Source organism: Streptomyces omiyaensis (assembly GCF_014650895.1).
Classification (GTDB): domain Bacteria; phylum Actinomycetota; class Actinomycetes; order Streptomycetales; family Streptomycetaceae; genus Streptomyces; species Streptomyces omiyaensis.
Genome location: NZ_BMVV01000021.1, coordinates 38,139 through 63,755 on the forward strand (window position 1 = coordinate 38,139; position 25,617 = coordinate 63,755).

Sequence of the window (25,617 nt, forward strand, 5' to 3'; positions counted from 1 at the left end):
TGACTCTTCGGCCCGACGACTGACCGGAGCGGGCCGATATGCGTACGGACACACCACCGGCCCGGCCCCGGGATGCGGGGACCGGGCCGGTGCGGCGCGGAGCGTCGGTGGCGGTGCAGGGACGGCTCAGGCGTCGATGCGCGAGCGGTCGAGCGTCGCCGCCGAGCTGGTGATGAACTCCTTGCGGGGCGCCACGTCGTTGCCCATCAGGAGGTCGAAGACCTGCTCGGCCGCGTCCAGGTCGCCGATGTTGATCCGGCGCAGGGTGCGGTGGCGCGGGTCCATCGTGGTCTCCGCGAGCTGGTCGGCGTCCATCTCGCCGAGGCCCTTGTAGCGCTGGATGGAGTCCTTGTAGCGGACGCCCTTGCGCTGGAACTCCAGGAGCGTCTGCCGCAGCTCGTTGTCGGAGTACGTGTACACGTACTTGTCCTGGCCCCGCTTGGGCTGGACCAGCTCGATCCGGTGCAGCGGCGGCACGGCGGCGAAGACCCGGCCCGCCTCGACCATGGGGCGCATGTAGCGCTGGAAGAGGGTCAGCAGCAGGGTCCGGATGTGCGAGCCGTCGACGTCGGCGTCGGTCATCATGATGACCTTGCCGTAGCGGGCCGCGTCGATGTCGAAGGTGCGGCCGGAGCCCGCTCCTATGACCTGGATGATCGCGCCGCACTCGGCGTTCTTCAGCATGTCCGAGACGGACGACTTCTGGACGTTGAGGATCTTGCCGCGGATCGGCAGCAGCGCCTGGAACTCGCTGTTCCGGGCGAGCTTGGCGGTGCCGAGCGCGGAGTCCCCCTCGACGATGAAGAGCTCGCTGCGCTCGACGTCGTCGCTGCGGCAGTCGGCCAGCTTGGCCGGCAGCGAGGAGGACTCCAGGGCCGTCTTCCGGCGCTGCGCGTCCTTGTGCTGGCGGGCCGCGATCCGGGTGCGGGCGGCGGCGACGGCCTTGTCCAGGATCGCGCGGGCCTGGGCCTTGGCGTCCCGCTTGGTGGAGGTCAGGAAGGCCTTGAGCTCGCGGGCGACCACGGTGGCGACGATCCGGCGGGCGGCCGAGGTGCCGAGCACCTCCTTGGTCTGGCCCTCGAACTGCGGCTCGGCGAGGCGGACGGTGACGACGGCGGTCAGGCCCTCCAGGGCGTCGTCCTTGACGATGTCGTCCTCGGCGACGCGCAGCAGCTTGGCGGAGCGCAGCGCCTCGTTCACCGTCTTGGTCACGGCCTGCTCGAAGCCGGAGACGTGGGTGCCGCCCTTGGGGGTGGCGATGATGTTCACGAAGGACCGGACGGTGGTGTCGTACCCGGTGCCCCAGCGCAGGGCGACGTCCACGCCGAGCTCGCGGGTGACCTCGGTGGGGGTCATGTGGCCGCGGTCGTCGAGGACCGGGACGGTCTCCTTGAAGGTGCCCTGGCCGGTGAGGCGCAGCACGTCGCAGACGGCCTTGTCCTGCGCGAGGTACTCGCAGAACTCGCTGATGCCTCCGTCGAAGCGGAAGACCTCCTCGCTCTTGCCGATCCCCTCCAGGTCCCGCTCGTCGCGGACCACGATGGTGAGGCCGGGCACGAGGAAGGCGGTCTGGCGGGCGCGCTGGTGCAGGTGCTCCAGGGAGAGCTTGGCGTCCTTGAGGAAGATCTGGCGGTCCGCCCAGTAGCGGGTGCGGGTGCCGGTGCGGGTCTTCGGCACCCTCTTGCCCTTGACCAGGCCGTTCGCCGGGTCGAAGGGGCTGTCGGGGCCCTGCTCGGTGAAGATGCCGGGGACGCCGCGGCGGAAGCTGATCGCGTGCGTGGCGCCGCCCCGGTCGACCTCGATGTCGAGGCGGGCCGAGAGCGCGTTGACCACGGAGGCGCCGACGCCGTGCAGACCGCCGGAGGCCGCGTACGAGCCCCCGCCGAACTTTCCGCCGGCGTGCAGCTTGGTCATGACGACCTCGACGCCGGAGAGCCCGGTCTTGGGCTCGACGTCGACCGGGATGCCGCGGCCGTTGTCCCGCACCTCGACGGAGCCGTCGTCGTGCAGGACGACGTCGATGTGGTCGCAGAAGCCGCCCAGGGCCTCGTCGACCGAGTTGTCGATGATCTCCCAGAGGCAGTGCATCAGACCACGGCTGTCCGTGGAGCCGATGTACATGCCGGGACGCTTGCGGACCGCTTCGAGTCCTTCGAGGACGAGCAGGTGCCGCGCGGTGTAGTTGGAACCGTCACTGTCTGCGGTCAGCAGCGCACTGGACGGCGCGGACGTTTCGGCGGTCACGCGGTTCGCTCCTCGCTGAATTTTGGAATCTTGCCCGACGGGGTGAGTACCGGGGTCGCTCACCGCTCAGAGGGTACCGATGCCTGGTGGGGCCGCTGAAACGCCACCCTCCCGGTTTCCTCATGCTAGTCCAGACTCGTATGGATGTTCGATCCCTCGTTGGGGTGACGTGAACATCACGTTCCCTTCCAGGCATGAACCATCTAGGCTCCGGGCACGTCCTCATCAACAACCGGCAACCCCGCCGGGAGGGCGACCGACACACCACAGCAACGCGAAACCCGTAGAGCGACGCAATACGGCTCATTCGCCGCCAACCGGCAGCAAACAGCCACCTTGGGAAAAAGTTTCAAGGAAAAGCCACGAGCGGGAACGTTTTCGGCCTGGTTGGATGTTGACCCTGGTACGACAGCTCGTCGAGCTAGAGAAGAGGCGACGTGACTACTGTTCTGACCCCCGCGAGCCCCCTGACGGCCGCTGACCGCTGCGACCGCTGCGGCGCCCAGGCTTACCTGCGTGTCGTCCTGGCCAGCGGAGGTGACTTGCTCTTCTGCGCCCACCACGGTCGCAAGTTCGAGCCGGAACTCAAGAAGATCGCCGTTGAGATACAGGATGAGACGGACCGGCTGACCGACGTGCCGGCCCGCACGGTGGGCGACGAGCACTGACGCCGCGCATCCACGACGAGCTCAGGGCCGGTCGCTGACGACCGGACGACGGGCGGTCACCCCCTCGACCAGGGGGTGACCGCCCGTTCTCGTGCCTCCACCACCGTCCGGGAACCCCCCGAGCGGCCCGTGAAAGGGACCCGCGGCCGCTCAGATCCGCTTCGGCAGCACCGTCGACACCCGCGTGTAGACGCCCGGGTTCTCGGCCTCCCCGCAGCCGCTGCCCCAGGACACCAGCCCCACCAGGAGCCCGCCCGCCACCAGCGGGCCGCCGCTGTCGCCCTGGCAGGCGTCCCGGCCGCCCCCGGGGTCACCGGCGCAGAGCATGGTGTCCCCGCGGTACGAGACGCCCCCGAAGCCGCCCGGGTACGCCCGCTCGCAGGCCGCGTCCGGGAGGACCTGGACCTGCGCCGACCGGAGCGAGGAGGCGTAGCGCCCGCTCCCCGTCGTGTCGCCCCAGCCGTACACCCGGGCCGCGGTCCCCGGGTTCTCGGCCGCGTCCCCCGGCGGCGCCACCTCGATCACGTAGGACTGCGGCAGGGACTCGGCGAGGGTGAGCACGGCGAGGTCGCCCGAGTTGGTCGATGGGTCGTAGTCGGGATTCACCCAGGTGTCCGCGATCCGCACCTCCTGTCCGCCCTGCCCGAGCAGCGCGGCCCGGCCCGCGATCACCGAGAAGTCGCGCAGCTGCCAGGGGGCGCCGCCGAGCACCTCCCGGCCCAGGCAGTGCGCCGCGGTGAGCACCTTGGTCGGCGCCACGACGACGCCGCCGCAGAACTGGCCCGCCCGCGTACCTCCGAACCGGTCACGGCTGGACAGCGCCACCACCCAGGGCGCGTCGGCGATCGCGGCCGGGCTGCCGCCCACCACGACGCCGTCCGCGACGGCCGGGGCGGCACCGGCCACCAGTCCCGTCGCCGCCGTGACCAGACCCAGGGCACCCGCCAACGCTCGGGTGAGGGAACCACGCATGGAGCCTCCTGACTCTCCGCAGATATCCGTTCACCCAGCGTCGGTCACGGACTGGCCTGATGCACCCGCGAACGGCCGAAGGGCCCGGCCCCCGAGCGGGGAACCGGGCCCTTCGGCCACTGCCGTGCGCCTCCGGCGGACCGGATCGGTCAGTCGAGGTAGTCGCGCAGGACCTGCGAGCGCGACGGGTGGCGCAGCTTCGACATGGTCTTCGACTCGATCTGGCGGATCCGCTCGCGGGTCACGCCGTAGACCTTGCCGATCTCGTCGAGCGTCTTCGGCTGTCCGTCGGTGAGGCCGAAGCGCATGGAGACCACGCCCGCCTCACGCTCGGAGAGCGTGTCGAGGACGGAGTGCAGCTGCTCCTGGAGGAGCGTGAAGCTGACCGCGTCGGCCGGCACGACCGCCTCGGAGTCCTCGATGAGGTCACCGAACTCGCTGTCGCCGTCCTCACCCAGGGGGGTGTGGAGGGAGATCGGCTCACGGCCGTACTTCTGGACCTCGATGACCTTCTCGGGGGTCATGTCGAGCTCCTTGGCCAGCTCCTCCGGGGTGGGCTCACGGCCCAGGTCCTGGAGCATCTGGCGCTGGACGCGCGCGAGCTTGTTGATGACCTCGACCATGTGCACCGGGATGCGGATGGTGCGGGCCTGGTCGGCCATGGCGCGGGTGATCGCCTGACGGATCCACCAGGTGGCGTACGTGGAGAACTTGTAGCCCTTGGTGTAGTCGAACTTCTCGACCGCTCGGATCAGACCCAGGTTGCCCTCCTGGATCAGGTCCAGGAAGAGCATGCCGCGGCCGGTGTAGCGCTTGGCCAGCGAGACCACCAGGCGGAGGTTGGCCTCCAGGAGGTGGTTCTTGGCGCGGCGGCCGTCCTCGGCGATGATCTCCAGCTCGCGCTTGAGCTTGGGAGCGATCTTGTCCGAGTTGGCGAGCTTGTCCTCGGCGAAGAGACCGGCCTCGATGCGCTTGGCGAGCTCGACCTCCTGCTCGGCGTTGAGCAGCGGGACCTTGCCGATCTGCTTCAGGTAGTCCTTGACCGGGTCGGCGGTGGCACCCGCGACGGCGACCTGCTGGGCGGGAGCGTCGTCCTCGTCCTCGTCGGACAGCACGAAGCCCTTGGTCTCGCCCTCGGTCTCCTCCTCGTCCTTGCCCGGCGCGACGTCCTCGAGCAGCTCCTCGCCCTCGATCAGTTCGTCGTCGGACTTCTTGGACGCGGTCTTCTTGGCCGCCGTCTTCTTGGCGACGGTCTTCTTGGCCGCCGTCTTCTTGACGGCGGTCTTCTTCGCGGCCGCCTTCTTGGCGGGCGACGCGGCCTCGTCGGCCGGGTCCGCGCTCTCGGCCGCGGGGGCCGCCGAACCGGTCGCGACGGTGGACCTCGTCACCGTCGCCGCCCTGGCGGTGACGGTGGTCTTGGCGGCGGTGCGCTTGGCCGGGCTCTTCGCTGCTGCGCTCTTGCGGGCGCGCTTCGGCGACTCCGCTGCACTGACCATCAGCGTCACACCCTCTTCCTCGAGGATCTGATTGAGGCTGCGCAGAACATTCTTCCACTGGGTTGGCGGAATCTGGTCAGCCTCGAAGGCCCGACGCACGTCATCGCCGGCGATCTGCCCATCAGCCTTTCCCCGCTCGATGAGCGCCATCACAGACTCGGACTCGGCGATCTCCGGCGGGAGCGTACGGGATGTGCTGGCCGACACGAACAACCTCTCGGAACGATGGAAACGGCTTCCGGCCCCGCCCGGGATCGGGCCGGAGCCGACGACCGTCGACGGGGAATGTGCCGACGGCGCGGGCTGGACCGGGGAACTGCACAGCGCCTGCACCGGCTGCTGTATTCCTTCCTCGGCTGTCACCTCTTAGGTCATCGCACGGCTCGGAGGAGTGTTACGCCCAATCTTCGTGTCCCGAGTCACACCGCATCCGCGACGAACCATATGGAAGTGGAATCAAGCGTACATTCGATGCCGCCGGAACCCTGGCGCGGTCCGGGGGACCCTTCCGGCCCCCCGGACCGCGCTCGGATCCGGCGGCTTCCCCTGCGTACGCGCCCGTGCGCTTCCTGCCACGGCCCGCGGATCAGTGTTCGCGGGGGGCGGGAACGACGCGGGGCTCCACCTCGGGGTGGACCGTGAGCAGTTGACGCATGGCGGTCTCGGCGCCGTGGGCGTCCCCGGCCGCGAGGGCGTCGACGATCCTGGCGTGGTGCGCCAGGCAGCTCTCGCCCGGGCGGTCGCAGGCCGTGACCGGGCCCCCGGAGACCTGGAGCGCCGCCGAGACGATGCCCGAGAGGTGCTCCAGCATCCGGTTGCCGGCGAGCTGGATGAGCAGGGAGTGGAACTCGGTGTCGGCGCGGGAGAAGGTGATGCCGTCCCCCTGCGCGTACGCGTGCCCCATGATCTCGACCATGTCGGAGAGGCGCTGCTGCACGTCCTCGCGGCCGTGGCCGGCGGCGAGGCGGGCGGCCAGCGGCTCGATGGTCCAGCGGAGCTCGTTGAGCTCGCGCCGCTGGTCGTCGCGCTGGGGGCCGAAGGCGCGCCACTCGATGATGTCGGGGTCGAGGAGGTTCCAGTCGCTGACCGGGCGGACCCGGGTGCCGACGTTGGGCCGGGCACTGACGAGGCCCTTGGCCTCCAGGACGCGCAGGGACTCGCGCACGACGGTGCGCGAGACCTCGAAGCGCTGGCCGATCTCCTCGGGGACGAGGGGACGGTCCGCGCCGAGGTCGCCGGAGACGATCATCTGGCCGAGCTGCTGGACGAGCTGTCCGTGCAGGCCGCGGCCCCTGCTTCCGGCGGTGCGGCGGCCGACGCGGCCGAGGTCCGTGTCCACCCCCTCCCAGGAGGGCGGGCCCACGCGATCGGCGACGGGCGCCTCCGCGTAGGGGTAGCGGTCGAGATCGCCCGGGGCGCCGAGGCCGGAGTCGACGGAACGGGCGGCGGTCATCATCGTGTGCGCAAGGGTACTCACGCATCCTTTGTCGGCGTGGCCTCCGTGGCCCTTGAGGTCTTTGGTGAAAAGCACACGAAAGGGTGATCGGCACCCCCTACACAATTGACGATTATTCGGACATAAGCGGCATTCCTCAAGAGAGTTGCGGCTCAACCGGAATATTTCGATCCGGAAGTGATCACCAAGAGGTCTGCCGGCGAAGGCCGGTGAGCACATAGGCGCAGAGCAGGACCGTCAACGTGAGCACGAGCGCCACACCGGCGGGATGCCCGGCCACCTCCAACGCCCCGGCGATCCACCGGTCGAGGGACGGCGCCCACCGCGGACCGGCGAACTCGCCCAGCCGGGAGGCGAGTCCGGCGACGGAGCGGATCTCCGGGCCGCTCGCCACCTGCCGCAGCAGCGGGACGAAGGCGACCGGGACGAAGAGGACCGCGGCCACCCCGGCCGCGGCCGCCCGGAACACTCCGGCCCCCAACACCCCCGCCCAGGCGCATCCGACCGTCAGTCCCAGCCAACTGGCCGTCATCATGCGCCAGTTGTCCGGCACAGTGATCAATTCGGCTCCGTAGAAGAGGCGGAGCGCCGCCAGGTCGACCCCCGCCACCAGCACGCCGAGGAGCAGCGCGGCGACCGCGGCGACCGCCAGCTTGGCCAGCAGCAGCGCGAGCCGGCGCGGCACGGCCCCGCGCCCCGCGGCGAGCGCGGGATAGCGGTACTCCTCGCCGAAGGAGAGGGCGCCGAGCAGGCCGGCGCCGAGCGCGGCGGGAGGCAGCGGCAGCAGGTCGGGCCAGGCGGCCAGGACCGCCGGGAGCGGGGTGCCCCCGCCGCGCCCGAGGAGCACCGCGAGCACGGCCGACACCGCCAGGACACCCGTCATGACCAGAGCCGTGGACGGTACGCCGGTGATCCGGCGCAGTTCGTACCGGAGCGGGCGCAGCGGCGAGCGCGCCGGCCGGCCCGCCGGAACCGGGTCGGGCGAGCCCGGCCCCGGCGGCGAGGCTCCCGGAGGGGGAGCGCCCCCCTCTCCCGGCCGGGTCCCGGCGGGGTCGACGACGGCGGTCTCCTCCGCGAGCCGGTGGACCGGGACGCCGTGCCGGAAGGCGGTGTCCCCGACCTGGGCGCAGTCGCCGCCGTAGACGAGGAGGAGGTTGCCGTCCTCGGTGACGACCTCGACCGGGCGGCGTGCGGCCCGGGCCTCCTGGGCCACGGCGGCGGCGAGGCGGGCGGCGTGCGGGGTGCGCACGGCGACCCTGGGCCGCAGCCGGGTGCGGGCGAAGTCGGCGGCGTCCTGGGCGGCGACCAGACGGCCGGCGTGGAGGGTGACGACGTGATCGGCGTGGCGGGCCGCCTCCTTGGGGTCCGCGGTCGTGTAGAGGACGGTGCCGCCGGCGCTCGCGTGCGCGCGCAGCAACGCGTGCAGGGCGTCCCGCTCCGCGGGGGCCAGTCCGGCGCCGGGATCGTCCAGGAGCAGGGTGTGGGGTTCGCCCAACAGGGCGGCGGCCAGCGCGAGTCGACGGTCGGCGCCCCGTGGCAGGGTGCCGAGCCTCCGCCCCTCCAGTCCGCCCAGGCCCACGGCCTGGATCGCCTCGTCGGCCCGGCCGACCGGAACTCCCGCGCCTGCGGCGAGCATCCGCAGCTGACCGCGCACGGTGCGGGAGGGGTGTCCGGGCACGTCGCCGAGGACCGTCCCGACCTCGCGCGCGGGCTGGGCGACGCGGTGCAGCGGCCGCCCCCGGAAGTAGGTGAGCCCACGCCCCGGGTCGAGCGCGAGGAGGAGGCGCAGGACGGTGGTCTTGCCGGAGCCCGGAGGGCCGACGAGGGCGGTCACGGCCCCCGGCGGGGCCTCGAAGGTGAGATCGTCCACGGCGGGCGGGCGATCGCGTCGGGGGGTGCTGGTCAGTCCGAAGGCCTGGAGCATCGCTTCTCTCGCGGTAGGGGCACCGCTCCGCGGCAGGGCGGCTCTACCGCAGCAAGATAACGCCAGATTTCGGACTTTCGGCGCAGGTTTGCCGCCTCGGGGGCGGCGGAGGCGTACGCCCCTCAGACCTCGGGGCGCAGCATCGGCGGGTTGAGCAGGGTGGCACCGCCGGCCCTGAACAGCTGGGCGGGACGGCCTCCCTGACGGGTGGTGGTCCCTCCGGTCGGGACGAGGAAGCCGGGCGTGCCGGTGACCTTGCGGTGGAAGTTGCGCGGGTCGAGCGAGACGCCCCAGACCGCCTCGTAGACCCGGCGCAGCTCTCCGACGGTGAACTCCGCCGGGCAGAACGCCGTGGCGAGCGAGGAGTACTCGATCTTGGAGCGAGCCCGCTCCACCCCGTCGGAGAGGATCTGGGCGTGGTCGAAGGCGAGCGCGTCCGGGGAGTCGCTCCCCGCCGCCCGCGCCTGGTCGAGCAGTTCCTCCACGGGCGCCCAGCGCGCGCTGTTGGCGTCGCCGCCGGGCCGGGGCGCGGGCAGGTCGGGGGCGAGCGCGAGGTGTGCGACGCTCACCACCCGCATCCGCGGGTCGCGCTCGGGCGCTCCGTAGGTGGCGAGCTGTTCGAGGTGCGCACCGTTGTCCGGCACCGGCGCGGGGGCCGACGGGTCGTGGGCGCGCAGCCCGGTCTCCTCGGCCAGCTCGCGCGCGGCGGCCGCGCCGAGGTCCTCGTCGTCGCGGACGAAGCCTCCGGGCAGCGCCCACCGGCCCTGGAAGGGAGCTTCCCCCCTGCGCACGACCAGCGTGCACAGCGCGTGGCTCCGCACGGTGAGGACGACCAGGTCGACGGTGACAGCGAAGGGCGGGAAGGCCGACGGGTCGTAGGGAGGCATGCCGCGATCATAGTCGTCTTCCTGACGATAAACACGTCCCGCGTGCGCTCCGGCCACGACTTCCTCACCCGGCCGCGAGGGCTCCCTCGTCTCCGTCCCCGGCATCCGTCACACCCCCAGCTGCAGGCCCTCGGCGGCCTCCTCGACCATACCGAGTCCGAGACGGCTCACCCGCACGGCGAAGGGCTCGCCGGCGACGACGAGTCCCGAGAGCCGGACCGCGCCCAGCGGCGCGGAGGGCATCGGCTGCACGGCGACGCTCCGGCCGGGGGCGTCGGGACGGATCCCGGCGAGGGCGGCGAGCGCGTGGACCGCTCCGGCGGCCGCGACGGCGGCGGGCCGGCAGGCCGCGGGGTGCGGCACGGGGCGCGCGCCCGTGGTGCGCTGCTCGCCCGCGTACATCTCGGGCAGGCGGTGACCGAAGTGCTCGGCGGCGTCGAGGAGTCCCCGCAGCAGGGCCGCGGCCTCCTTCTCGTAGCCGGCGGCGGCCAGCCCGGAGACGGCGACGGCCGTCTCGTGGACGCGGACGGCGCCGGCCCGGTGCCCGAAGGGGTTGTGACCGGGCTCCTTGGCACCGAGGCCGCGCAGTCCCCAGCCGGAGTCGAGCGCCGGGGTGCCGAGCAGCCGCGCGACCTGCTCGGTCTCGGTCCGGTCGAGCAGTCCCTGGGCGTACCGGCCTCCGCCGAGGAGTCCGGTGTCGAGGAGGTGGGCCGCCCAGCCGCCGAGCTGGGGCCAGGAACGTCCCTCCGGCGCCCGGGCGGCGGCGGGACGTCCGCCGGAGGGGTCGTCGAGCCAGAACGCGCTCCGGAACCGCTCGCGCAGGGCACCGGCCGCCTCCCGGAGCTCCGCGGCGCCGGGGCGTCCACAGGTGTCGAGGAGGTCGGCCCCGAGCAGGGCGGCCCGGTGGGCGTGGGCCTGGGTCTCGGCCCGCCAGGGACCGCCGGGAGCCGGGTCGGGCAGGAGCCGGTCCGTGTCGAGGCCCCGCCGCAGCCAGCCGAGGCAGCGCTCCGCCACCGGAAGGAGCTCGTCCAGGTCGCCCGAGGGCAGGCCCCATCGGCGTGCCTCGGCGAGGACGACAGGGAAGGCGAGGGTGGCCTCGACTCCGGTGCACCGGGGCGGGAGGTGGGGACCGGCGTCCCGCAGCGGGCCGGGGAGGCGCCCGGCGTCGGCTCCCCCGGTGACCTGGGCGCGGCCGAGCACGCGGAGCGTGGCGGCGGCGAGCCTGGTGCCGAGCGGCAGGGCCATGCGGGCCGCCCAGAGCGCCTCCGCGGTGACGGGTCCGCAGCGCCACGGGACGCCGGCCGCGAGATGGACGTCGGCGGGGTGCGCGGGATCGCGCTGGAGGAGCGCGCGCAGGTCCGCGACGGAGGCGTGGAGCAGCGCGCCGACGCGGCGGTCGTCGCCCTCCGCCTGGGCGTCCGGGAGCAGTTGCCCGCCGGGACGGCCGCCCCCTCCGGGCGGGGCGGCACCGGGGGCCCGGTCGGCGTGGACGCGGAGGTGGAGGGTGACGGTGGCGCCGGGGGTGAGGTCGGTTTCCCACCGGAGGACACCGGCCGCCGCCAGGGAGTCCGTGGGCGCCGGGTCTGCCGTGACGGCGACGGACCGTCCGTCGGGGGCGGTCCACCGGAGGCCGGTGCCGTGGACGCTGGCCCTGAGCTCGGCGCGGGGCCGACCGGACGCGATCGCGCCCAGCTCCGCGAGATCCGTGCCCAGAGCGAGCTCCACCGGGAGGCGGACGGGCCGGGGGACGGCGCTGCGGAGGGTGATCCGCTCGGTTCCGTCGGCGCTCCGGGAGCGCTCGACGGTGACGCCGGGGTCGGGGCCGATGTCGCCGGGGATCCGCAGGGCGCCGACGAACACGGCCCGGTCGGCGCCGGCGAGCCGTCCCTGGAGGGGGACGGGCTCGCGTCCGGCGACTCGCAGGACGCTGCGGGACAGGAGGCGTCGCCCCGACGCGTACACGCCTTCGGGACCGTCCCCGGTGAGCTGGCCGTGCTCGGGCGAGACGGCGAAGGCAGGCAGGGCAACGCAGAGGAGGGCGTCGTGGATCGGAGGGAGCTCGCCCGGCCGGGTCCCGCGGGCGACGGGGACGCCGCCGGCCGCGGCGGGCTGCCCGGGGGGCTGTTCCGTCGGGTGTCCGGGGGCCGGGACAGGACTGAGGACCATGGGGGGTGCGGCGTGCTCTCTGTGCGATCCGGAGGGCCGGCAGGGCGTCGGCGGCACGGCTCGCCCGGCTCCGCCACAGACGTGAACGGTCGGGTGGGGCGCGGGGTCACGGTCATCGACCGCTCCTCGTGCCGCGTCGGCCCCCGGGCCGCGGGGCGGGGCCGCCCGGGCGGGTCGCGGCGCGTCCGGTGGGCCTCACTCCCGGCGCCCCCCTGTCACGGCGGGCGGTGACCGTCCCCGCCCCGGGAAGCACCGGTCGCGCCCCGCCGGGACGGACGCTCCGTGTCCGGGTGCGCGTCCGGGTCCTGGTCCTGGTCCGCCGGGAGGGGGCACAGGCCTGCTTCTCGGTCGCCACGCGGTTCTCCCGTTCCTGCCGGAGGCAGGAGCGCAGCGTCTCGGGGTCGATCCCCTGGTTGCACGCCTGGTGCAGCAGCCTCGCGAAGACGTAGCGCGGATCGGCCCGGAGGGCGAGGCCGAGGGCGACCCGGGCGGTCGGTTCGTCGCCGGTCGACCACGCGGCCCAGCCGGCGAGGGTCAGCGGAGCGGCGGCGTACTCCTCGAAGGGGGTGACGCAGCGCCGGGAGAGGACGCGCCAGAGCCGCACGGCGGCGGCGCCCTCGGGCCCCTCCATCCATTCGGCCAGACGGTCGCGGGCCAGGCGGTCCTGGAGTCCCAGGATGACCGCGGCCGCCTCGGCGGGGGCGACCCGGGCGTCGTCGTCCGCGTCGACCGCGGCCTGGCCGCGGCGGGCGCCGTCGGCCCCGATTCGCCGTGGCGGTTCGGCGAAGCGGGCCAGGAGCCGGGTCGCGACGGCCAGGGTCGCCTCGCGCACCCGTGCCCGGTCCTCTTCCGCCGCGCCGTCCACGACGTGGGGGACGATCGCGGCGGCCGCCGCGTCGAGGGCGGCGCGCTGCTCCGCCTCACCGGGTCCGCCGGTGGGGCCGAAGCCGGCCTCCAGTTCCCGGAGCGAGCCCCGCACCCGGATTCCCGCGTAGGCAGCGGCCGCCGCCATGACCGAGGTGCCGCCCACGGCGAGGGGCGTTCCGTCGGGGGGACAGCAGCCTTCGTCGGGGCAGCAGTAGGAGAAGTGCCGGCCGCCGGAGATGCACAGGACCTCGTAGACCGGGATGTCGAGGGCTCCGCAGGCGGTCCGGAGACGCTGGGCGAAGGGCCTCAGCCGCTCGTAGACCTCCTGGGCGGTCTCGCCCGGACGCGGGTCCTGGCAGAGGAAGCCGACGATGCCGTCGGGGGGTGTGGTGCGCCGGGCGGACGCCTCGACGAGGCACTCCGCGAGGTGGTCGGCGGTGGAGTCCCATTCGCCGGGCGCGCGGGGAATGCCGAGCCGGATCCGGCCGCCGAAGCGGCCGTTCTCCCCGTGCAGGGCGACGAGCACCACCGAGTCGGTGGGGTGGAAGCCGAGGACGAACGGCAGGGCGTCGGCGAGCTCCGCCGCGCTGCGCAGGGTGATCTGCCGACCTCGGGCGGAGGCGCTGGTTTCGGGGTGATTCGCGTTCATGGCGAGGACCGTCTCGTGATCTCCGTTTTCCTACAACCCCTGTGGATAACTCAGCACATACGGTGTGATGATCCGATATGCACTGTCCACAGATCGGCAGCCCGTTCGCCGAATGTCCGAGGCATCGGGTTGCATGGACGCATGACCCACGCAGACCGACCGGAAGACCGTGCCGCGCTCCGCGCCCAGGCCGACGCCGTACTGGCCCGACTCGTCGGGGACCCGACCGGCACGGCGAGACTGCGCGAGGACCAGTGGCGCGCCATCGAGGCGCTGGTCGCCGACCACCGCAGGGCCCTCGTGGTCCAGCGGACCGGCTGGGGCAAGTCGGCCGTCTACTTCGTGGCGACCTCCCTGCTGCGCGAGCGCGGCAGCGGGCCCACGGTCATCGTCTCGCCGCTGCTCGCCCTGATGCGCAACCAGGTGGACGCGGCGGCGCGAGCGGGCATCCGGGCACGGACGATCAACTCGTCGAACACCGAGGAGTGGGAGGGGGTCAACGAGGAGGTCGCCGCGGGTGAGGTCGACGTCCTGCTCGTCTCCCCCGAGCGACTGAACAACCCGGACTTCCGGGACCGGGTCCTGCCCCGGCTCGCGGCCGCCACGGGACTGCTGGTGGTGGACGAGGCGCACTGCATCTCCGACTGGGGTCATGACTTCCGGCCGGACTACCGGCGGCTCCGCACGATGCTCGCCGACCTCCCGGCCGGCGTGCCGGTGCTCGCCACCACCGCCACGGCGAACGCCCGGGTGACCGCGGACGTCGCCGAGCAGCTCGGCACCGGCGCGGGCACCGACGCCCTCGTCCTGCGCGGCCCGCTGGACCGCGAGTCCCTCAGCCTCGGCGTGGTCGCGCTGCCCGACGCGGCCCACCGTCTGGCCTGGCTCGCCGACCACCTGGACGAGCTGCCCGGCTCCGGGATCGTCTACACCCTCACCGTCGCCGCGGCCGAGGAGGTCACCGCGTACCTCCGTCAGTGCGGGCACCCGGTCGCCTCCTACACCGGACGCACGGAGAACGCCGATCGCCAGCAGGCCGAGGACGACCTCCTGGCGAACCGGGTGAAGGCGCTGGTGGCGACCTCGGCGCTCGGCATGGGCTTCGACAAGCCGGATCTCGGCTTCGTGGTGCACCTCGGATCGCCCTCCTCGCCGATCGCCTACTACCAGCAGGTCGGCCGCGCCGGACGCGGGGTGGAGCACGCGGAGGTGCTGCTGCTGCCGGGCAAGGAGGACGAGGCGATCTGGCGGTACTTCGCCTCCGTCGCCTTCCCCCCGGAGGAGCAGGTGCGCCGGACCCTCGACGTGCTCGCCGCCGCGGGCCGGCCGCTGTCGCTGCCCGCGCTGGAACCGATGGTCGAGCTGCGCCGGACCCGGCTGGAGACGATGCTCAAGGTCCTGGACGTGGACGGGGCCGTGCGGCGGGTCAAGGGCGGCTGGGAGAGCACGGGCCGGCCGTGGGCGTACGACACCGAGCGGTACGCGTGGGTGGCCGAGCAGCGCTCCTCGGAGCAGCAGGCGATGCGCGAGTACGCCACTACGACCGGGTGCCGGATGGAGTTCCTGCGGCGCCGGCTGGACGACGAGGAGGCCGCGCCCTGCGGCCGCTGCGACAACTGCGCGGGCCCGCGGTTCGACCCGAAGGTCACCGACGCGGCGCTGGACGCGGCCCGGGGCGAGCTCGGCCGGCCGGGCGTGGAGGTGGAGCCGCGCCGGATGTGGCCGACGGGGCTGGCCGCCGCGGGGGTCGACCTCAAGGGACGGATCCCGGCCGGTGAGCTGGCGTTCGGCGGCCGGGCCCTCGGCCGCCTGTCGGACATCGGCTGGGGCAACCGGCTCCGTCCGCTGCTCGCCGACTCGGCGCCGGACGGGCCGGTGCCGGACGACGTGGTGCAGGCGGTGGTCCAGGTGCTGGCCGACTGGGCGAAGGGACCGGGCGGCTGGGCTTCGGGCTCCGCCGACGCCCCGCCCCGGCCGGCCGGAGTGGTCACGGTCGCCTCGCGGAGGCGACCCGTCCTGGTCGGCTCGCTCGGCGCGCGGATCGCCGAGATCGGGCGGATGCCCCTGCTCGGCACGGTGGAGTACGCGCCCGGGGCGGAGGACGTGCGCCTGTCCCGGACCAACAGCGCCCAGCGGGTGATCGGACTGCACAAGGCCCTGGAGGTCCCGCCCGGACTGGCGGACCGGGTGGCCTCGGCGGGCGGTCCGGTGCTCCTGGTGGACGACCTGTCCGACACCGGCTGGACCCTGGCCGTGGCGGCGCGTCTGCTGCGGCGGTCCGGGGCGGAGGGAGTCTTTCCTCTGGTGCTCGCCGCCCAGGGCTGAGAAGGGTCGGGAAACGGCGAGTGAATACTGGGTAACTGGGCAGGGATATCAGTGGCATAACGGTTCATTACCGTCAGCTGCCTCAATTGCTCGTTGCCGCCCCCGCTCGGGCCACGCCAGAATTGGGGAACCGCCCCACACGGCTCGAAGCGGTCCGGAAGGACTGTGCCGTGCTGCGCCCTCACCCGACCTTGCCCGCCTCGCGGGCGCGTATCCGAAGGGAGGACCGTGACCCTCGGATTCGCTCCGTCCACCGCCTCGCTCGGCTCGAGCTCAGCCTCCGCCAGCCGACTCGCCCGGATGGTGGAGCCCGCCGACTGGGCCGCGGCCGGAATTCCCTTGCTGCGCAGTCCACGTGAGGTCGTGAGCGGACTGCACTCCCGCCACCACCCCCTGCCGACGACCGCCGTGGTGGCGGTGCTCGACCACGAGGAGCGCCTCACCGCCAGTGCCTCGTTCGTGCGCCGCCCGGGCCCGGCCGACGGCTGGGAGTTCCGGAACGCCCTCCTCGCCCATCTGCGGCGCGTCGTCCCGCACGACCTGCGGCGTCGCACCCCCGTCCGCACGGCGGTGCTCGTCTACTGCCGTGACGGCGACGAGCGCTGGACGGAGGAGGACGGGGCCTGGATGTGGGGGCTCCGTGACGCGTGCACGCTCCACGGACTGCGCTGCGGCGCGTACATCACCTTGACCAAGGCGGGCTGGCAGGTCTTCGGCGAGGGCCGGGGCGGCCGCAGGCCGAGCTCGGACTCCACGCCGCTCGCGCTCGGCGAGCCGACCGGCGACCTCGGTCACCTCGTGCCGAGGACGGCCGGCGGGGCGGCCGAGCCCCTGCGCAGGGCCGCGGCGCGCTGAATCGCCCGGTCGCTCCGCCGGGCCGCTGCCGGCCCGGCGGAGACGCGACCGGTCAGACGCCGGCGCCGAGGACCGCGGTGACCCGCTGGGAGTCGCCGCAGACCACGAGCAGGGCGCCCGCGCGGGACAGGGCGACCGGGAGGGCCCGGTCGGCCACCTCGTCGTCGCCGCCGTTGACGGCGACGATCACCACGGGGCGGGGGGCGACCCGGTCCACCGAGGCTGCGTCGGCGAAGAACACGTCCTCGCCGCTGTCCTGCTGGGCCCAGTAGGAGGCTTCGCCGAAGGACAGTTCGTGGGCGGCCCACGGGTGGCGGTCGCCGGTGGTGAGCACCAGGACCTCACCGGGCGACCGGCCGGTGTCCAGCAGGAGGTCGAGGGCCTCCTCGGCGGCGTCGAGGGCGCCGTCGGCCGGGGCCGGGATGACCTGGAGCTGGGGAGTGCCGTCGCCGGAACGATTCTCCGGACGGCTCTTGGGCGTGGGCGGACCGGGAACGGGCCGCTGGGCCGGCGGGCCGGGACGGGCCGAGCCGGGACCCGGGCGACCGGGACGCGGGGAGGCCGCCGAACGCGGACCGGGTACGGGACGGGGGGTCGGCGCGGGGCGGCCGGCGGCCGCGGTGGCGCTAGGACCCTGGGCGCTCTCGTGAATCTGAGGCTCCTCGGGAGGGAGAGGCATGGGTGGATGTCTATCAAATGCCGTTTCGGACGGCATCGTCGGGTGGGCGCACGGGGGCGCCCCCGGTCCGGCGGGACCTCGTCGGTGAGGCCCCGCGGCCGGAAGATCAGAAGTCGAAGCCGAGTTGGCCCCCGCTCTCCAGAGCGGCCGCCTCAGCGGAGAGGCGGACCTTCTTGAGGTGGCGCCATCGGGGCATGGCGTCCAGGTAGGACCAGGAGAGCCGGTGGTAGGGGGTGGGCCCCAGCTCCTCGAGGGCGGCCTTGTGGACGGGCGAAGGGTAGCCCGCGTTGGCCGCGAAGCCGTAGCCGGCACCCCCGGGGCCGCTCTCCAGCTCGGCCATCATGGCGTCCCGGCGCACCTTGGCGATCACGGAGGCCGCGGCGACGGCGATGCAGGACTGGTCGCCCTTGATCACCGTGCGCACCCGCCAGGGGCTGCCGAGGTAGTCGTGCTTGCCGTCGAGGATCACCGCGTCCGGGCGGACCGGGAGGGCGTCGAGGGCCCGGACCGCCGCGAGGCGCAGGGCGGCGGTCATCCCTAGTTCGTCGATCTCCTGCGGGGACGCCTCGCCGAGCGCGTAGGCGGTGACCCAGCGCTCCAGCTCGGCGGCGAGGGCGGTGCGCCGCTTCGGGGTGATCAGTTTGGAGTCGGTCAGTCCCTCGGGGGGACGGCGCAGGCCGGTGACGGCCGCGCACACGGTGACGGGCCCGGCCCATGCCCCGCGTCCGACCTCGTCGACCCCGGCGACGGTCCTGGCGCCGGTGGTGGCGCGGAGCGACCGCTCGACGGTGTGGGTAGGGGGTTCATACGGCATGGCGCCTGACAGGTTACGCCGCCGGGTACCGCGCGCGGTACCCGGATTCCCGTCAGGCGCTCCCCCGCCGTGCCGCGGGGACGGTCAGGCCGGTCCCGAGCGCACCAGCGGCACCATGATCCGGTCGATGATGTCGGCGATCTCATCGTCCGCCCATTCGCTGCCGCACACCTTCGAGCGGTACATCATGAGGGCAGGGATGACGTCGAGGACGAGGTCGTCGAGCGCGGCGGCTCGCACCTCTCCCCGCCTGATCCCGCGCTCCAGCACCTGTCCGAAGAGCCGCTTCGAGGGGCCGACGACACCCGTCTCGATCAGGGCGCGGAAGCGCACGGCGGCCTCTTCGTCGCACTCGTGAAGCACCGCACGCAGGGCGAGGCCGGGGCGCGAGTTCATCACGTCGCGGACCCGGCGGCAGAGCTCGTACAGCTCGTCGCGGACGCCGCCGAGGTCGGGGGCCTCGTCGAAGCGGGGCAGTCCGGCGCGCAGGGCGTCGGCGACGAGGTCTTCCTTGGACGGCCAGCGCCGGTACACCGCGGCTTTACCCGTCTGCGCGCGGAGGGCGACACCCTCCATGGTCAGGCCGTTCCATCCGACGCTGCCCAGCTGGTCGAGCGCGGCCTCCAGGATGGCGCGTTCGAGCACCGGCCCGCGCCTGCGCGGCGTCGCTCCGTCCGGCCGGGCGGCGGCCGTGGAGCGCGAAGTCATCATCAGGGTCTCTCCGTTGGGGCCGAAACGAACCACCGGCAGTGCTCAGTGAACGGTTGCGTTCACTGATGGGGACTCACTACCGTGAAGAACAGTGAACGGTCACGTTCACTCATTCTTTCGTGGGGGATCCATAGTGACAACGACTCCGGTCGACACACAGGCCGAGAAAGGCCTGGCCGGCTCCGGGGGCCGGCCAGGAATCGCCCTGACGGTCATCGCCGCCTGCCAGCTGATGGTCGTCCTCGACGCCACGATCGTGAACATCGCGCTGCCGCACATCCAGGACGCGCTCTCCTTCTCCACCACCGACCTGTCGTGGGTGCTCAGTGCCTACACGCTGACCTTCGGAGGGCTGCTGCTCCTCGGCGGGCGGGCCGGCGACATCCTCGGACGCCGCCGGGTCTTCATGGCGGGCATCCTGATCTTCACCTTCGCCTCGCTCCTCGGCGGCTTCGCGCAGGAGCCCTGGCACCTGCTCGCCGCGCGGGCGCTGCAGGGCGTGGGCGGTGCGATCGCCTCGCCCACCTCGCTCGCCCTGATCACCACCACGTTTCCCGAAGGCCCCGAGCGCAACCGGGCGTTCGGCGTCTTCGCCGCCGTCTCGGCCGGCGGCGGCGCGATCGGACTGCTCGCGGGCGGCATGCTCACCGAGTGGCTGGACTGGCGCTGGGTGCTCTTCGTCAACGTGCCCATCGGCCTGCTGATCGCGTTCCTCGCACCCCGGTACATCAACGAGTCGGAACGCCACCCCGGCCGGTTCGACATCGCGGGGGCGGCGACCTCGACGCTCGGCATGGCCGCGCTGGTCTACGGCTTCATCCGCGCCTCGGAGAACGGCTGGAAGGACTCGCTGACGATCGGCTCGTTCGTCGCCGCAGTGCTGCTGCTCGCCTCCTTCGCCCTGGTCGAGTCGCGCGCGAAGGAACCGATCACGCCGCTGAGGATGTTCGCCGACCGGAACCGCTCCGGCACGTACGTGATCATGCTGAGCCTCGCGGCCGCCATGTTCGGCATGTTCTTCTTCATCGTCCTGTGGGTGCAGGGCGTACTGGGGTACTCCCCGATCGCGTCCGGTCTCGCCTTCCTCCCGGTGACGGTGGCCATCGTCACCGGCGCGGGGCTGTCGCAGCGCTTCCTGCCGACCGTCGGTCCGAAGCCGTTCATGGTGGCGGGATCCACCATCACGGGCCTCGGCCTGTTCTGGCTGACCTTCATCGAGGCGGACAGCAGCTACGTCGGCGGGGTCCTCGGCCCGATGGTCCTCTTCGGCTTCGGGATGGGCCTCAACTTCGTCACCCTGACGCTGACGGCCGTATCGGGCGTGGCCCAGCACGAGGCCGGTGCCGCGTCCGGACTGCTCAACGCGACGCAGCAGGTGGGCGGCTCGCTGGGCCTCTCCATCCTGGTGACGGTCTTCGGCACCGCGAGCCGTTCCGAGGGCGAGAAGCAGGCGGCGGACTTCCTCGCCACCGCGACGCCGGAGCAGCAGGCCGCCTTCCTGCGGACGAAGGAGCTCCCGGCGCCGTGGAGCCACGAGGTGCTGACCTCGGGGATCTCGACCGCGTTCGTCGCGGGTGTGGCGATGGTCGCGGTCGCGCTGCTCACCGCCGTCCTGGTGATCCGGGTCCGCAGGAGCGACCTGGAGGCGCTCAGCGGCAAGGCCGGGGCCGCGGGGCCCGCGGCCTGACGGCCGGCGCGGATGCCCGGGCCCCGAGGGGCCCGGGCATCCGCCGCGTTCAGCCCCGGGCGGCTTCCTCCGGCACCCATGCGGGCAGCGCCTCGGTCCGGTCCAACCAGTCCGGGGGCGGCGCGCCCGCCCCCGAGGAGGCCACCACGCCGCCGGCGATCGCGCAGGTCGTGTCGACGTCGCCGCCGACCTGGGCCGTCGTCCAGAAGGTCGCCTCGAAGTCGCCGAGGCTCCGGGCCGCCGACCAGAGGGCGAACGGCACCGTGTCGTGGGCGCTGGTCCGGCGGCCGCTGCCGAGCACGGCGGCGACGGTACCGGCGTCGCCGTAGTCCAGCATGTCGCGGGCCCGGCGGAGCCCCGCGCCGACCGCGCTGCGCGGAACCAGGGCGATGACCCCGTCGAGCAGCGCCTCGGGGGTGGGCGGCCCCGCCGGGTCGGCCGCGAGGGCGGCCGCGGCGGCGACGGCCATGGCCCCGACGACGGCCTCGCGGTGCTGGTGGGTGGGGTAGGCGGAGATCTCGGCCTGGTGGGTGGCCTGCTCGGGGTCGTCGGCGTACCAGGCTCCGAGCGGAGCGATGCGCATCGCGGCGCCGTTGCCCCAGGAGCCCTGCCCCTTGAAGAGCGCGGCGGACAGCTCGCGCCAGTCGCCGCCCTCCCGGATCAGGCGGAGCATCCGGTTGACGGCGGGACCGTAGCCCCGGTCGAAGTCGTGGTGTTCGGCGAAGGAGGCGGCCAGGGCGTCCTGGTCGATGCGGTCGTGCCGGGCGAGGACGGCGAGGACGGAGCAGGCCATCTCCGTGTCGTCGGTCCACTGCCAGGAACCGGGCGGCAGTTCGCGCCGCTTCAGGAGGGGGTAGTGCGCGGGGACGAAGAACTGGGAGCCCAGTGCGTCCCCCACGGCCAGTCCGCGCAGACTGGCGAGGGCGCGGTCGAAGCGCCGGTCGAATGAGGAGTCAGCGGTCATCGGTGCGCCACTCTATCCGGTGGGACCGTACGGTTCCGGGGTACACCAGCGTTCGAACGGGCGGTCCAGTCGGTAGCGCCCCTCCTTTCCGAGCAGCAGGACGCGGGTCTCCGCGTTGCCCGGGTTCGACAGGGATTCGAATTCGGCCACGCTCCAGTGGAACCAGCGCATGCAGAAGAGCCTCATGGTCAGGCCGTGGGTGACGATGAGGACGTTGGGCGGATGGTCAGGGGCCTCGAAACTGCGGTAGAGGCTTTCCAGGAAGGCTCCGACCCGGTCGTAGACGTCGGCTCCCGACTCCCCTTGCGCGAAGCGGTAGAAGAAGTGTCCATAGGCGTCCCGGTAGACCTTCTGGAGGCGCACGTCCTCCCGGTCCTGCCAGTTGCCCCAGTCCTGCTCCCGCAGTCTGGGCTCCTCGCGGATCCGGGTCCGAGCCGGCGGGAGCCGGAAGGCCTGCAGGGTCTCGTGGGTACGGCGGTAGGGCGAGACGTAGACGCTGACCGCCTCGTCGCCGAAGAGCTCCCGGAGCCGCTCCCCCGTCTCCTCCGCCTGGCGCCGGCCCGTCGCGGTGAGCCGGAGGGCGTGGTCGGGCTCCCGTTCGTAGACGGTGTCGTCGACATTGCCTTCGGACTCTCCGTGCCGTACGAGAACGATGCGCCGCGGTCGTGCCATGGTCCGACCCTAGAGGGAGTCGCCCCGTTCGGCTCAGTCGGGCAGGCGGCCGGCATCCATCCGGCACGTCCGGCCGGTGAAGCGGCGCCGCAGCTCGCGGTCGTGCGAGACCACCACGACGGCGCCGGGCCACTCCTCCAGCGCCCGTTCGAGCTCTTCGACGAGGCCGAGGGCCAGGTGGTTGGCGGGCTCGTCGAGGAGCAGCAGGGTGGACTTCCCCGCGCCGTTGCCACCGTGGATCAGCAGCCGCTCGCCGGCCCGGACGGTGAGGGTGTCGACGGCGAGGCGCTCCCCGACCCGGACCCGGTCCAGGAAGATCAGCTCACCGTGGGCCGTGCCGGCTTCGGGTCGGGCGGCGAAGGCGAGGGGCGGGGCCGGCTCGGGCACCGGATCCGCCCGGAGCCGCCGCAGTCTCTCCCGGGCGCTGCGGACGCGTCCGGAGACCGAGGCCTGGACCCGGCCTCCTGCCCGGTCGTAGGCCATCTTGTTGTTGTCCTTCATGCCGCGGCCCACGGCCACGGCGCGGGCCGCGCCCTCCGCGTAGGCCTTCAGGCGCTCGGTCTCGGCCTGCCATTCCCCGAACTCCTGCCTTCGCCTCAGGCGGGCGGCCTCACGGGCGGCGCGGAAGCCGGCGTACCCCTCGCCGTGGCGGACGAGGGCGCGGCGGTCGGCGTCGACCTCGACGAGGGCGGTGGTGACGCGCTCCAGGAAGACGCGGTCGTGGGAGACGGCCACGACGGTGCCCCGGTGGTTCCGGAGGGACTCCTCCAGCCAGTCGAGCGCGGCTTCGTCGAGGTGGTTGGTGGGCTCGTCGAGCAGGAGCGCCTCGGGTGCGGCGGCGACGGCGCAGGCGATGCCGAGCCGGGCCTGCTCACCGCCCGAGAGGCTGCCGAGCCGGCGGTCGCGGGCGATGTGGGCGATCCCGAGGGCGTGGAGGGCCTTGTCGACGCGGGCGTCGGCCTCGTATCCCCCGCGGAGCTCGTAGGCGGTGAGCAGCTCCCCGTACGCGGCGAGGTCGTCGGCGGGCGCGCCGTCGAGGCGGGTCTCCAGGGCGCGCAGGCGCGCCTCCATGCCGCGGAACTCCGCGAGGGCCGAGTCGACGGCGTCGGCCACCGTGTCCCCGGGCGGCAGCTCGGGGGTCTGGCGAAGGAGCCGCAGGCTCTCGTCGGCCGGCGTCACGGCCCGGCCGTCGTCGGGCGCGGCGGTGCCGGCGAGCAGGTGGAGGAGGGTGGACTTGCCCGCGCCGTTCTCCCCCACGATCCCGATCCGCTCACCGGGGCGGACGGAGAGCGAGACGCGGTCGAGGAGTATCCGCTCCCCTCGGGAGACGGTGACGTCGTGGAGCGAGATCTGTGCGGGCACGGCACCTCCCGGAGATACAGCAAACACTACCCGTGTTGCATTAATCGCGAGTGTGGCACACTCTCCACCACTAACGCAACGGGAGTGGCAATTGAACGACTCGATCGAGGACCCCGACGCCCCGGCCCCCGGCAGCCGCCGCCCCGGCGGCCGGACCGCCCGCACCCGCGCCGCGGTCCGGGACGCCGTCCTGACCGGACTGGCCGAGCACGGCTACCCGTCCCTCACCGTGGAGTACGTGGCGGAGCGCTCGGGCGTGCACAAGACCACCCTCTACCGCCGCTGGGGCGGTGTGGAGGGCATGGTGGCCGACGCCCTCGACCTCGCCGGGGAGGACTCCTGGACCCCGCCCGACACCGGCTCCCTCGCCGGCGATCTGCGTGCTCTCGCCAGGGAGGTCGTCGAGGGATTCGGGGACCCGGCCCGCGCCGCGGCGCCCACCGCCTTCGTCGGGGCCGCGTTCCAGTCGCCGCGCGCCGCCGACGCCCTGCACTCCTTCTACGCCGAGCGGTTCCGGCGCTGCGAGGAGGTCGTGAGCCGGGCCGTCGACCGGGGCGAGGCGCCCGCCGCCACCGACGCTGGAGCGGTGGTCCGGGCCGTCTCCGCGCCACTCTTCCTCCGCCTCTTCGTCACCCGCGAACCCGTCGACGGATCCCTGGCCGACCAGGCGGCGGACGCGGCGCTGGCGGCGGTGGCGGCGGGCGTCTACACCCGGCGGACGGGCGCCCCCGTCACCGGCGCCCGGAACAAGGACTGAACACCCGGGCGGTACGGATCAGCCGATCCGGCTCACACGGTCCAGGTGGGTTCGAGCCGCACCACGTCACCCGAGAGGGCGGCCACGTCGGCCTCGGTCTGCGCGCGCAGACCGAGGCGCTCCACCCTTTCCTCGCGGTACTTGCCGTGCTCCGCGGCGGAGTTCCAGAGCGAGAGCACCAGGAACTCGTGGCCGGGCGCCTCGCCGAACAGGCCGCGCAGCATGCCCGGGGACCCGGCCATCGCCGGGTTCCACACCTTCTCCTGCATCAGCGCGAAGTGCTCCACGCGCTCCTCGTGGATCCGGCAGTGCGCCACCCGCGCCACGTCCGCATCGGAGAACTTCGGCTCGAAACCGGTCTTCACGTCGAAGCGGTGGTCGAAGAGCTTGACCTGCGCGTCCCGGTACGTGCCGACCTGCGCGGCGGCCAGCCGGTCGTGCGAGCGGGCCATGAAGGAGTCGTAGAAGGCCCGGCTCTCCCAGAACGCGAAGATGTGCGCGATCTCGGGACGGGCCCGGCTCCAGCCGCCGCCCTGCCCGCGGAATCCCGGCTCCCCGAGCAGCCCCGCCCACTTCCGCTGCCCTCGCTCGAAGCCTCGACGGTCCACGACGGCGCAGCGAATCCACTTGACCAGCACCGCGCCATCGTACGGGGCGGAGGAGCGCCCCGGCAGACCGTCACCACAGATGGGCGACCCGGCGTGAGCCCCCGTCAGGGCCCAGTCCTTTCCGGCCAGTCGGACGTCGAGATCCGGCACGTAGCCGCCCCGGAACCGGGCTCGGCGGCCTCCTCCGGCCCAACTGTCGTACACGCGTGACACCATGAAGTGAGGCCCGGGGCGTCGGGTCTTCACGGGGACACGGGGAAAGGGGAGGCACCGTGAGCGGACTCAACAAGGGCGTCGGCAAGGTCGAGGTGGCGCTCAAGTGGGACCCGGCGCCGGCGGGGGCGCCGGCGCACGACCTGGATCTCGTCGCCGCGGTCTTCACCGCGGACGACTCCCACGGCACGCCCGCCCAGCTCGTCCACTTCGGCCGGCGCTCCCCCGACGGGACGATCACCCTCCTCCGCGACAGCCGTACGGGGCAGGGGTTCGGCTACGACGAGGCGATGACGCTCGAACTGGACCGGCTGGCCGACCGGTACACGCGCGTGGTGGTCGGCGTGGCGGTGCAGCAGGGCGGCGGCCGGGTGGTCTTCGGCCGGATAGCCCACGCCGAGGTCCGCGTCAGCGAGGGCTACACGGAACTGCTCACGTACGACTTCGCCGGCGTCGCCGACGCCACCGCCTCGACCGTCGTCGAATTCGTCCGCGACGGCTCGGCGGGCTGGACGTTCCGTCCCCTGCCGCGGGGCTTCGACACGGACCCGGAGTCCTTCGGCTCCCTCATGGGCACGCCCCGCCCCTGACACCGCCCGCACCGGCTCCGTCTCCGCAGGCTCCGGGCACGCCGAAGGGGA

21 protein-coding genes are annotated in these 25,617 nt (G+C 73.3%); 6 read left to right on the top strand and 15 right to left on the bottom strand.

Features of this window, described 5'->3' with window-relative positions; all coding sequences use genetic code 11:
• Nucleotides 1-126: 126 nt before the first annotated feature.
• Nucleotides 127-2,244 (bottom strand): DNA gyrase/topoisomerase IV subunit B, encoded by a 2,118-nt coding sequence (locus IE287_RS28050; RefSeq protein WP_189852005.1) that lies wholly within the window; start codon nucleotides 2,242-2,244, stop codon nucleotides 127-129.
• 437 nt (nucleotides 2,245-2,681) lie between these two features.
• On the opposite strand from IE287_RS28050, the gene IE287_RS28055 reads away from it, so the two are divergent.
• Nucleotides 2,682-2,912 (top strand): DUF7455 domain-containing protein, encoded by a 231-nt coding sequence (locus IE287_RS28055; protein ID WP_030495106.1) that lies wholly within the window; start codon nucleotides 2,682-2,684, stop codon nucleotides 2,910-2,912.
• Nucleotides 2,913-3,062: 150 nt separating this feature from the next.
• Here IE287_RS28055 and IE287_RS28060 read toward each other — a convergent pair whose 3' ends face one another.
• The 7 genes from IE287_RS28060 to IE287_RS28090 all read right to left on the bottom strand — a co-directional run bounded on the left by IE287_RS28060 (nucleotide 3,063) and on the right by IE287_RS28090 (nucleotide 13,329).
• Nucleotides 3,063-3,884 (bottom strand): serine protease, encoded by an 822-nt coding sequence (locus IE287_RS28060; protein WP_189852006.1) that lies wholly within the window; start codon nucleotides 3,882-3,884, stop codon nucleotides 3,063-3,065.
• Between the two features lie 149 nt (nucleotides 3,885-4,033).
• Nucleotides 4,034-5,587, bottom strand: coding sequence for an RNA polymerase sigma factor (locus IE287_RS28065; protein WP_189852084.1), 1,554 nt, complete (start codon nucleotides 5,585-5,587; stop codon nucleotides 4,034-4,036).
• 379 nt (nucleotides 5,588-5,966) lie between these two features.
• On the bottom strand, nucleotides 5,967-6,857 hold the full coding sequence (locus tag IE287_RS28070; RefSeq protein ID WP_189852007.1) for a FadR/GntR family transcriptional regulator: 891 nt from the start codon (nucleotides 6,855-6,857) through the stop codon (nucleotides 5,967-5,969).
• Nucleotides 6,858-7,017: 160 nt separating this feature from the next.
• Entirely contained in the window at nucleotides 7,018-8,760 is a 1,743-nt protein-coding gene (locus tag IE287_RS28075) for an ATP-binding cassette domain-containing protein (RefSeq protein WP_189852008.1), read from the bottom strand.
• A 122-nt stretch (nucleotides 8,761-8,882) separates the two neighbouring features.
• A complete protein-coding gene (locus IE287_RS28080; protein WP_189852009.1) occupies nucleotides 8,883-9,647 on the bottom strand; it encodes an NUDIX hydrolase in 765 nt (254 codons plus the stop codon).
• 108 nt (nucleotides 9,648-9,755) lie between these two features.
• Nucleotides 9,756-11,813: an amylo-alpha-1,6-glucosidase gene (locus IE287_RS28085; RefSeq protein ID WP_189852010.1), complete on the bottom strand. Its 2,058-nt coding sequence runs from the start codon at nucleotides 11,811-11,813 to the stop codon at nucleotides 9,756-9,758.
• Nucleotides 11,814-11,925: 112 nt separating this feature from the next.
• Nucleotides 11,926-13,329, bottom strand: coding sequence for a DUF4192 domain-containing protein (locus tag IE287_RS28090; RefSeq protein WP_189852011.1), 1,404 nt, complete (start codon nucleotides 13,327-13,329; stop codon nucleotides 11,926-11,928).
• 141 nt (nucleotides 13,330-13,470) lie between these two features.
• Between IE287_RS28090 and IE287_RS28095 the strand changes: the two genes are divergently transcribed.
• Nucleotides 13,471-15,654, top strand: coding sequence for a RecQ family ATP-dependent DNA helicase (locus IE287_RS28095; protein ID WP_189852012.1), 2,184 nt, complete (start codon nucleotides 13,471-13,473; stop codon nucleotides 15,652-15,654).
• Between the two features lie 228 nt (nucleotides 15,655-15,882).
• Nucleotides 15,883-16,509, top strand: a complete 627-nt coding sequence (locus IE287_RS28100; RefSeq protein ID WP_189852013.1) for a hypothetical protein — start codon at nucleotides 15,883-15,885, stop codon at nucleotides 16,507-16,509.
• A 52-nt stretch (nucleotides 16,510-16,561) separates the two neighbouring features.
• On the opposite strand, the gene IE287_RS28105 is transcribed toward IE287_RS28100, so the two are convergent.
• The 3 genes from IE287_RS28105 to IE287_RS28115 all read right to left on the bottom strand — a co-directional run bounded on the left by IE287_RS28105 (nucleotide 16,562) and on the right by IE287_RS28115 (nucleotide 18,713).
• Nucleotides 16,562-17,188, bottom strand: coding sequence for a hypothetical protein (locus tag IE287_RS28105; RefSeq protein WP_189852014.1), 627 nt, complete (start codon nucleotides 17,186-17,188; stop codon nucleotides 16,562-16,564).
• A gap of 106 nt (nucleotides 17,189-17,294) precedes the next feature.
• Nucleotides 17,295-18,002, bottom strand: a complete 708-nt coding sequence (gene rnhB / locus IE287_RS28110) for a ribonuclease HII (protein WP_189852015.1) — start codon at nucleotides 18,000-18,002, stop codon at nucleotides 17,295-17,297.
• Between the two features lie 84 nt (nucleotides 18,003-18,086).
• Nucleotides 18,087-18,713 carry a TetR/AcrR family transcriptional regulator gene (locus tag IE287_RS28115; protein ID WP_189852016.1) on the bottom strand — a complete coding sequence of 209 codons (627 nt, stop codon included), beginning with the start codon at nucleotides 18,711-18,713 and terminating at the stop codon, nucleotides 18,087-18,089.
• A gap of 133 nt (nucleotides 18,714-18,846) precedes the next feature.
• Between IE287_RS28115 and IE287_RS28120 the strand changes: the two genes are divergently transcribed.
• Nucleotides 18,847-20,400 carry an MFS transporter gene (locus tag IE287_RS28120; RefSeq protein WP_189852017.1) on the top strand — a complete coding sequence of 518 codons (1,554 nt, stop codon included), beginning with the start codon at nucleotides 18,847-18,849 and terminating at the stop codon, nucleotides 20,398-20,400.
• Nucleotides 20,401-20,449: 49 nt separating this feature from the next.
• Here IE287_RS28120 and IE287_RS28125 read toward each other — a convergent pair whose 3' ends face one another.
• Genes IE287_RS28125 through IE287_RS28135 form a run of 3 tightly spaced genes read right to left on the bottom strand, consistent with a single transcriptional unit; the run spans nucleotide 20,450 to nucleotide 23,398 of the window.
• Entirely contained in the window at nucleotides 20,450-21,364 is a 915-nt protein-coding gene (locus IE287_RS28125) for an ADP-ribosylglycohydrolase family protein (RefSeq protein ID WP_189852018.1), read from the bottom strand.
• 12 nt (nucleotides 21,365-21,376) lie between these two features.
• Nucleotides 21,377-22,036 (bottom strand): histidine phosphatase family protein, encoded by a 660-nt coding sequence (locus tag IE287_RS28130; RefSeq protein ID WP_189852019.1) that lies wholly within the window; start codon nucleotides 22,034-22,036, stop codon nucleotides 21,377-21,379.
• Between the two features lie 33 nt (nucleotides 22,037-22,069).
• Nucleotides 22,070-23,398, bottom strand: a complete 1,329-nt coding sequence (locus IE287_RS28135) for an ATP-binding cassette domain-containing protein (protein ID WP_189852020.1) — start codon at nucleotides 23,396-23,398, stop codon at nucleotides 22,070-22,072.
• A gap of 91 nt (nucleotides 23,399-23,489) precedes the next feature.
• On the opposite strand from IE287_RS28135, the gene IE287_RS28140 reads away from it, so the two are divergent.
• Nucleotides 23,490-24,155 carry a TetR/AcrR family transcriptional regulator gene (locus IE287_RS28140; protein WP_189852021.1) on the top strand — a complete coding sequence of 222 codons (666 nt, stop codon included), beginning with the start codon at nucleotides 23,490-23,492 and terminating at the stop codon, nucleotides 24,153-24,155.
• A 32-nt stretch (nucleotides 24,156-24,187) separates the two neighbouring features.
• Here the strand turns inward: IE287_RS28140 and IE287_RS28145 are convergent, their stop codons facing one another.
• Nucleotides 24,188-24,793, bottom strand: coding sequence for a YdbC family protein (locus IE287_RS28145; RefSeq protein ID WP_189852022.1), 606 nt, complete (start codon nucleotides 24,791-24,793; stop codon nucleotides 24,188-24,190).
• Nucleotides 24,794-25,035: 242 nt separating this feature from the next.
• Here IE287_RS28145 and IE287_RS28150 point away from each other — a divergent pair, with 242 nt between their 5' ends.
• Nucleotides 25,036-25,566, top strand: a complete 531-nt coding sequence (locus IE287_RS28150) for a TerD family protein (RefSeq protein WP_189852023.1) — start codon at nucleotides 25,036-25,038, stop codon at nucleotides 25,564-25,566.
• The last annotated feature ends 51 nt before the right edge of the window (nucleotides 25,567-25,617 follow it).

What these genes read in the sequence shown, in the direction of transcription:
- IE287_RS28075 (WP_189852008.1), bottom strand. Translation starts at nt 8,760, where the DNA reads ATGCTCCAGGCCTTCGGACTGACCAGCACCCCCCGACGCGATCGCCCG.
- IE287_RS28060 (WP_189852006.1), bottom strand. Translation starts at nt 3,884, where the DNA reads ATGCGTGGTTCCCTCACCCGAGCGTTGGCGGGTGCCCTGGGTCTGGTC.
- rnhB (WP_189852015.1), bottom strand. Translation starts at nt 18,002, where the DNA reads ATGCCGTATGAACCCCCTACCCACACCGTCGAGCGGTCGCTCCGCGCC.
- IE287_RS28105 (WP_189852014.1), bottom strand. Translation starts at nt 17,188, where the DNA reads ATGCCTCTCCCTCCCGAGGAGCCTCAGATTCACGAGAGCGCCCAGGGT.
- IE287_RS28125 (WP_189852018.1), bottom strand. Translation starts at nt 21,364, where the DNA reads ATGACCGCTGACTCCTCATTCGACCGGCGCTTCGACCGCGCCCTCGCC.
- IE287_RS28085 (WP_189852010.1), bottom strand. Translation starts at nt 11,813, where the DNA reads ATGGTCCTCAGTCCTGTCCCGGCCCCCGGACACCCGACGGAACAGCCC.
- IE287_RS28095 (WP_189852012.1), top strand. Translation starts at nt 13,471, where the DNA reads ATGACCCACGCAGACCGACCGGAAGACCGTGCCGCGCTCCGCGCCCAG.
- IE287_RS28115 (WP_189852016.1), bottom strand. Translation starts at nt 18,713, where the DNA reads ATGATGACTTCGCGCTCCACGGCCGCCGCCCGGCCGGACGGAGCGACG.
- IE287_RS28130 (WP_189852019.1), bottom strand. Translation starts at nt 22,036, where the DNA reads ATGGCACGACCGCGGCGCATCGTTCTCGTACGGCACGGAGAGTCCGAA.
- IE287_RS28090 (WP_189852011.1), bottom strand. Translation starts at nt 13,329, where the DNA reads ATGAACGCGAATCACCCCGAAACCAGCGCCTCCGCCCGAGGTCGGCAG.
- IE287_RS28080 (WP_189852009.1), bottom strand. Translation starts at nt 9,647, where the DNA reads ATGCCTCCCTACGACCCGTCGGCCTTCCCGCCCTTCGCTGTCACCGTC.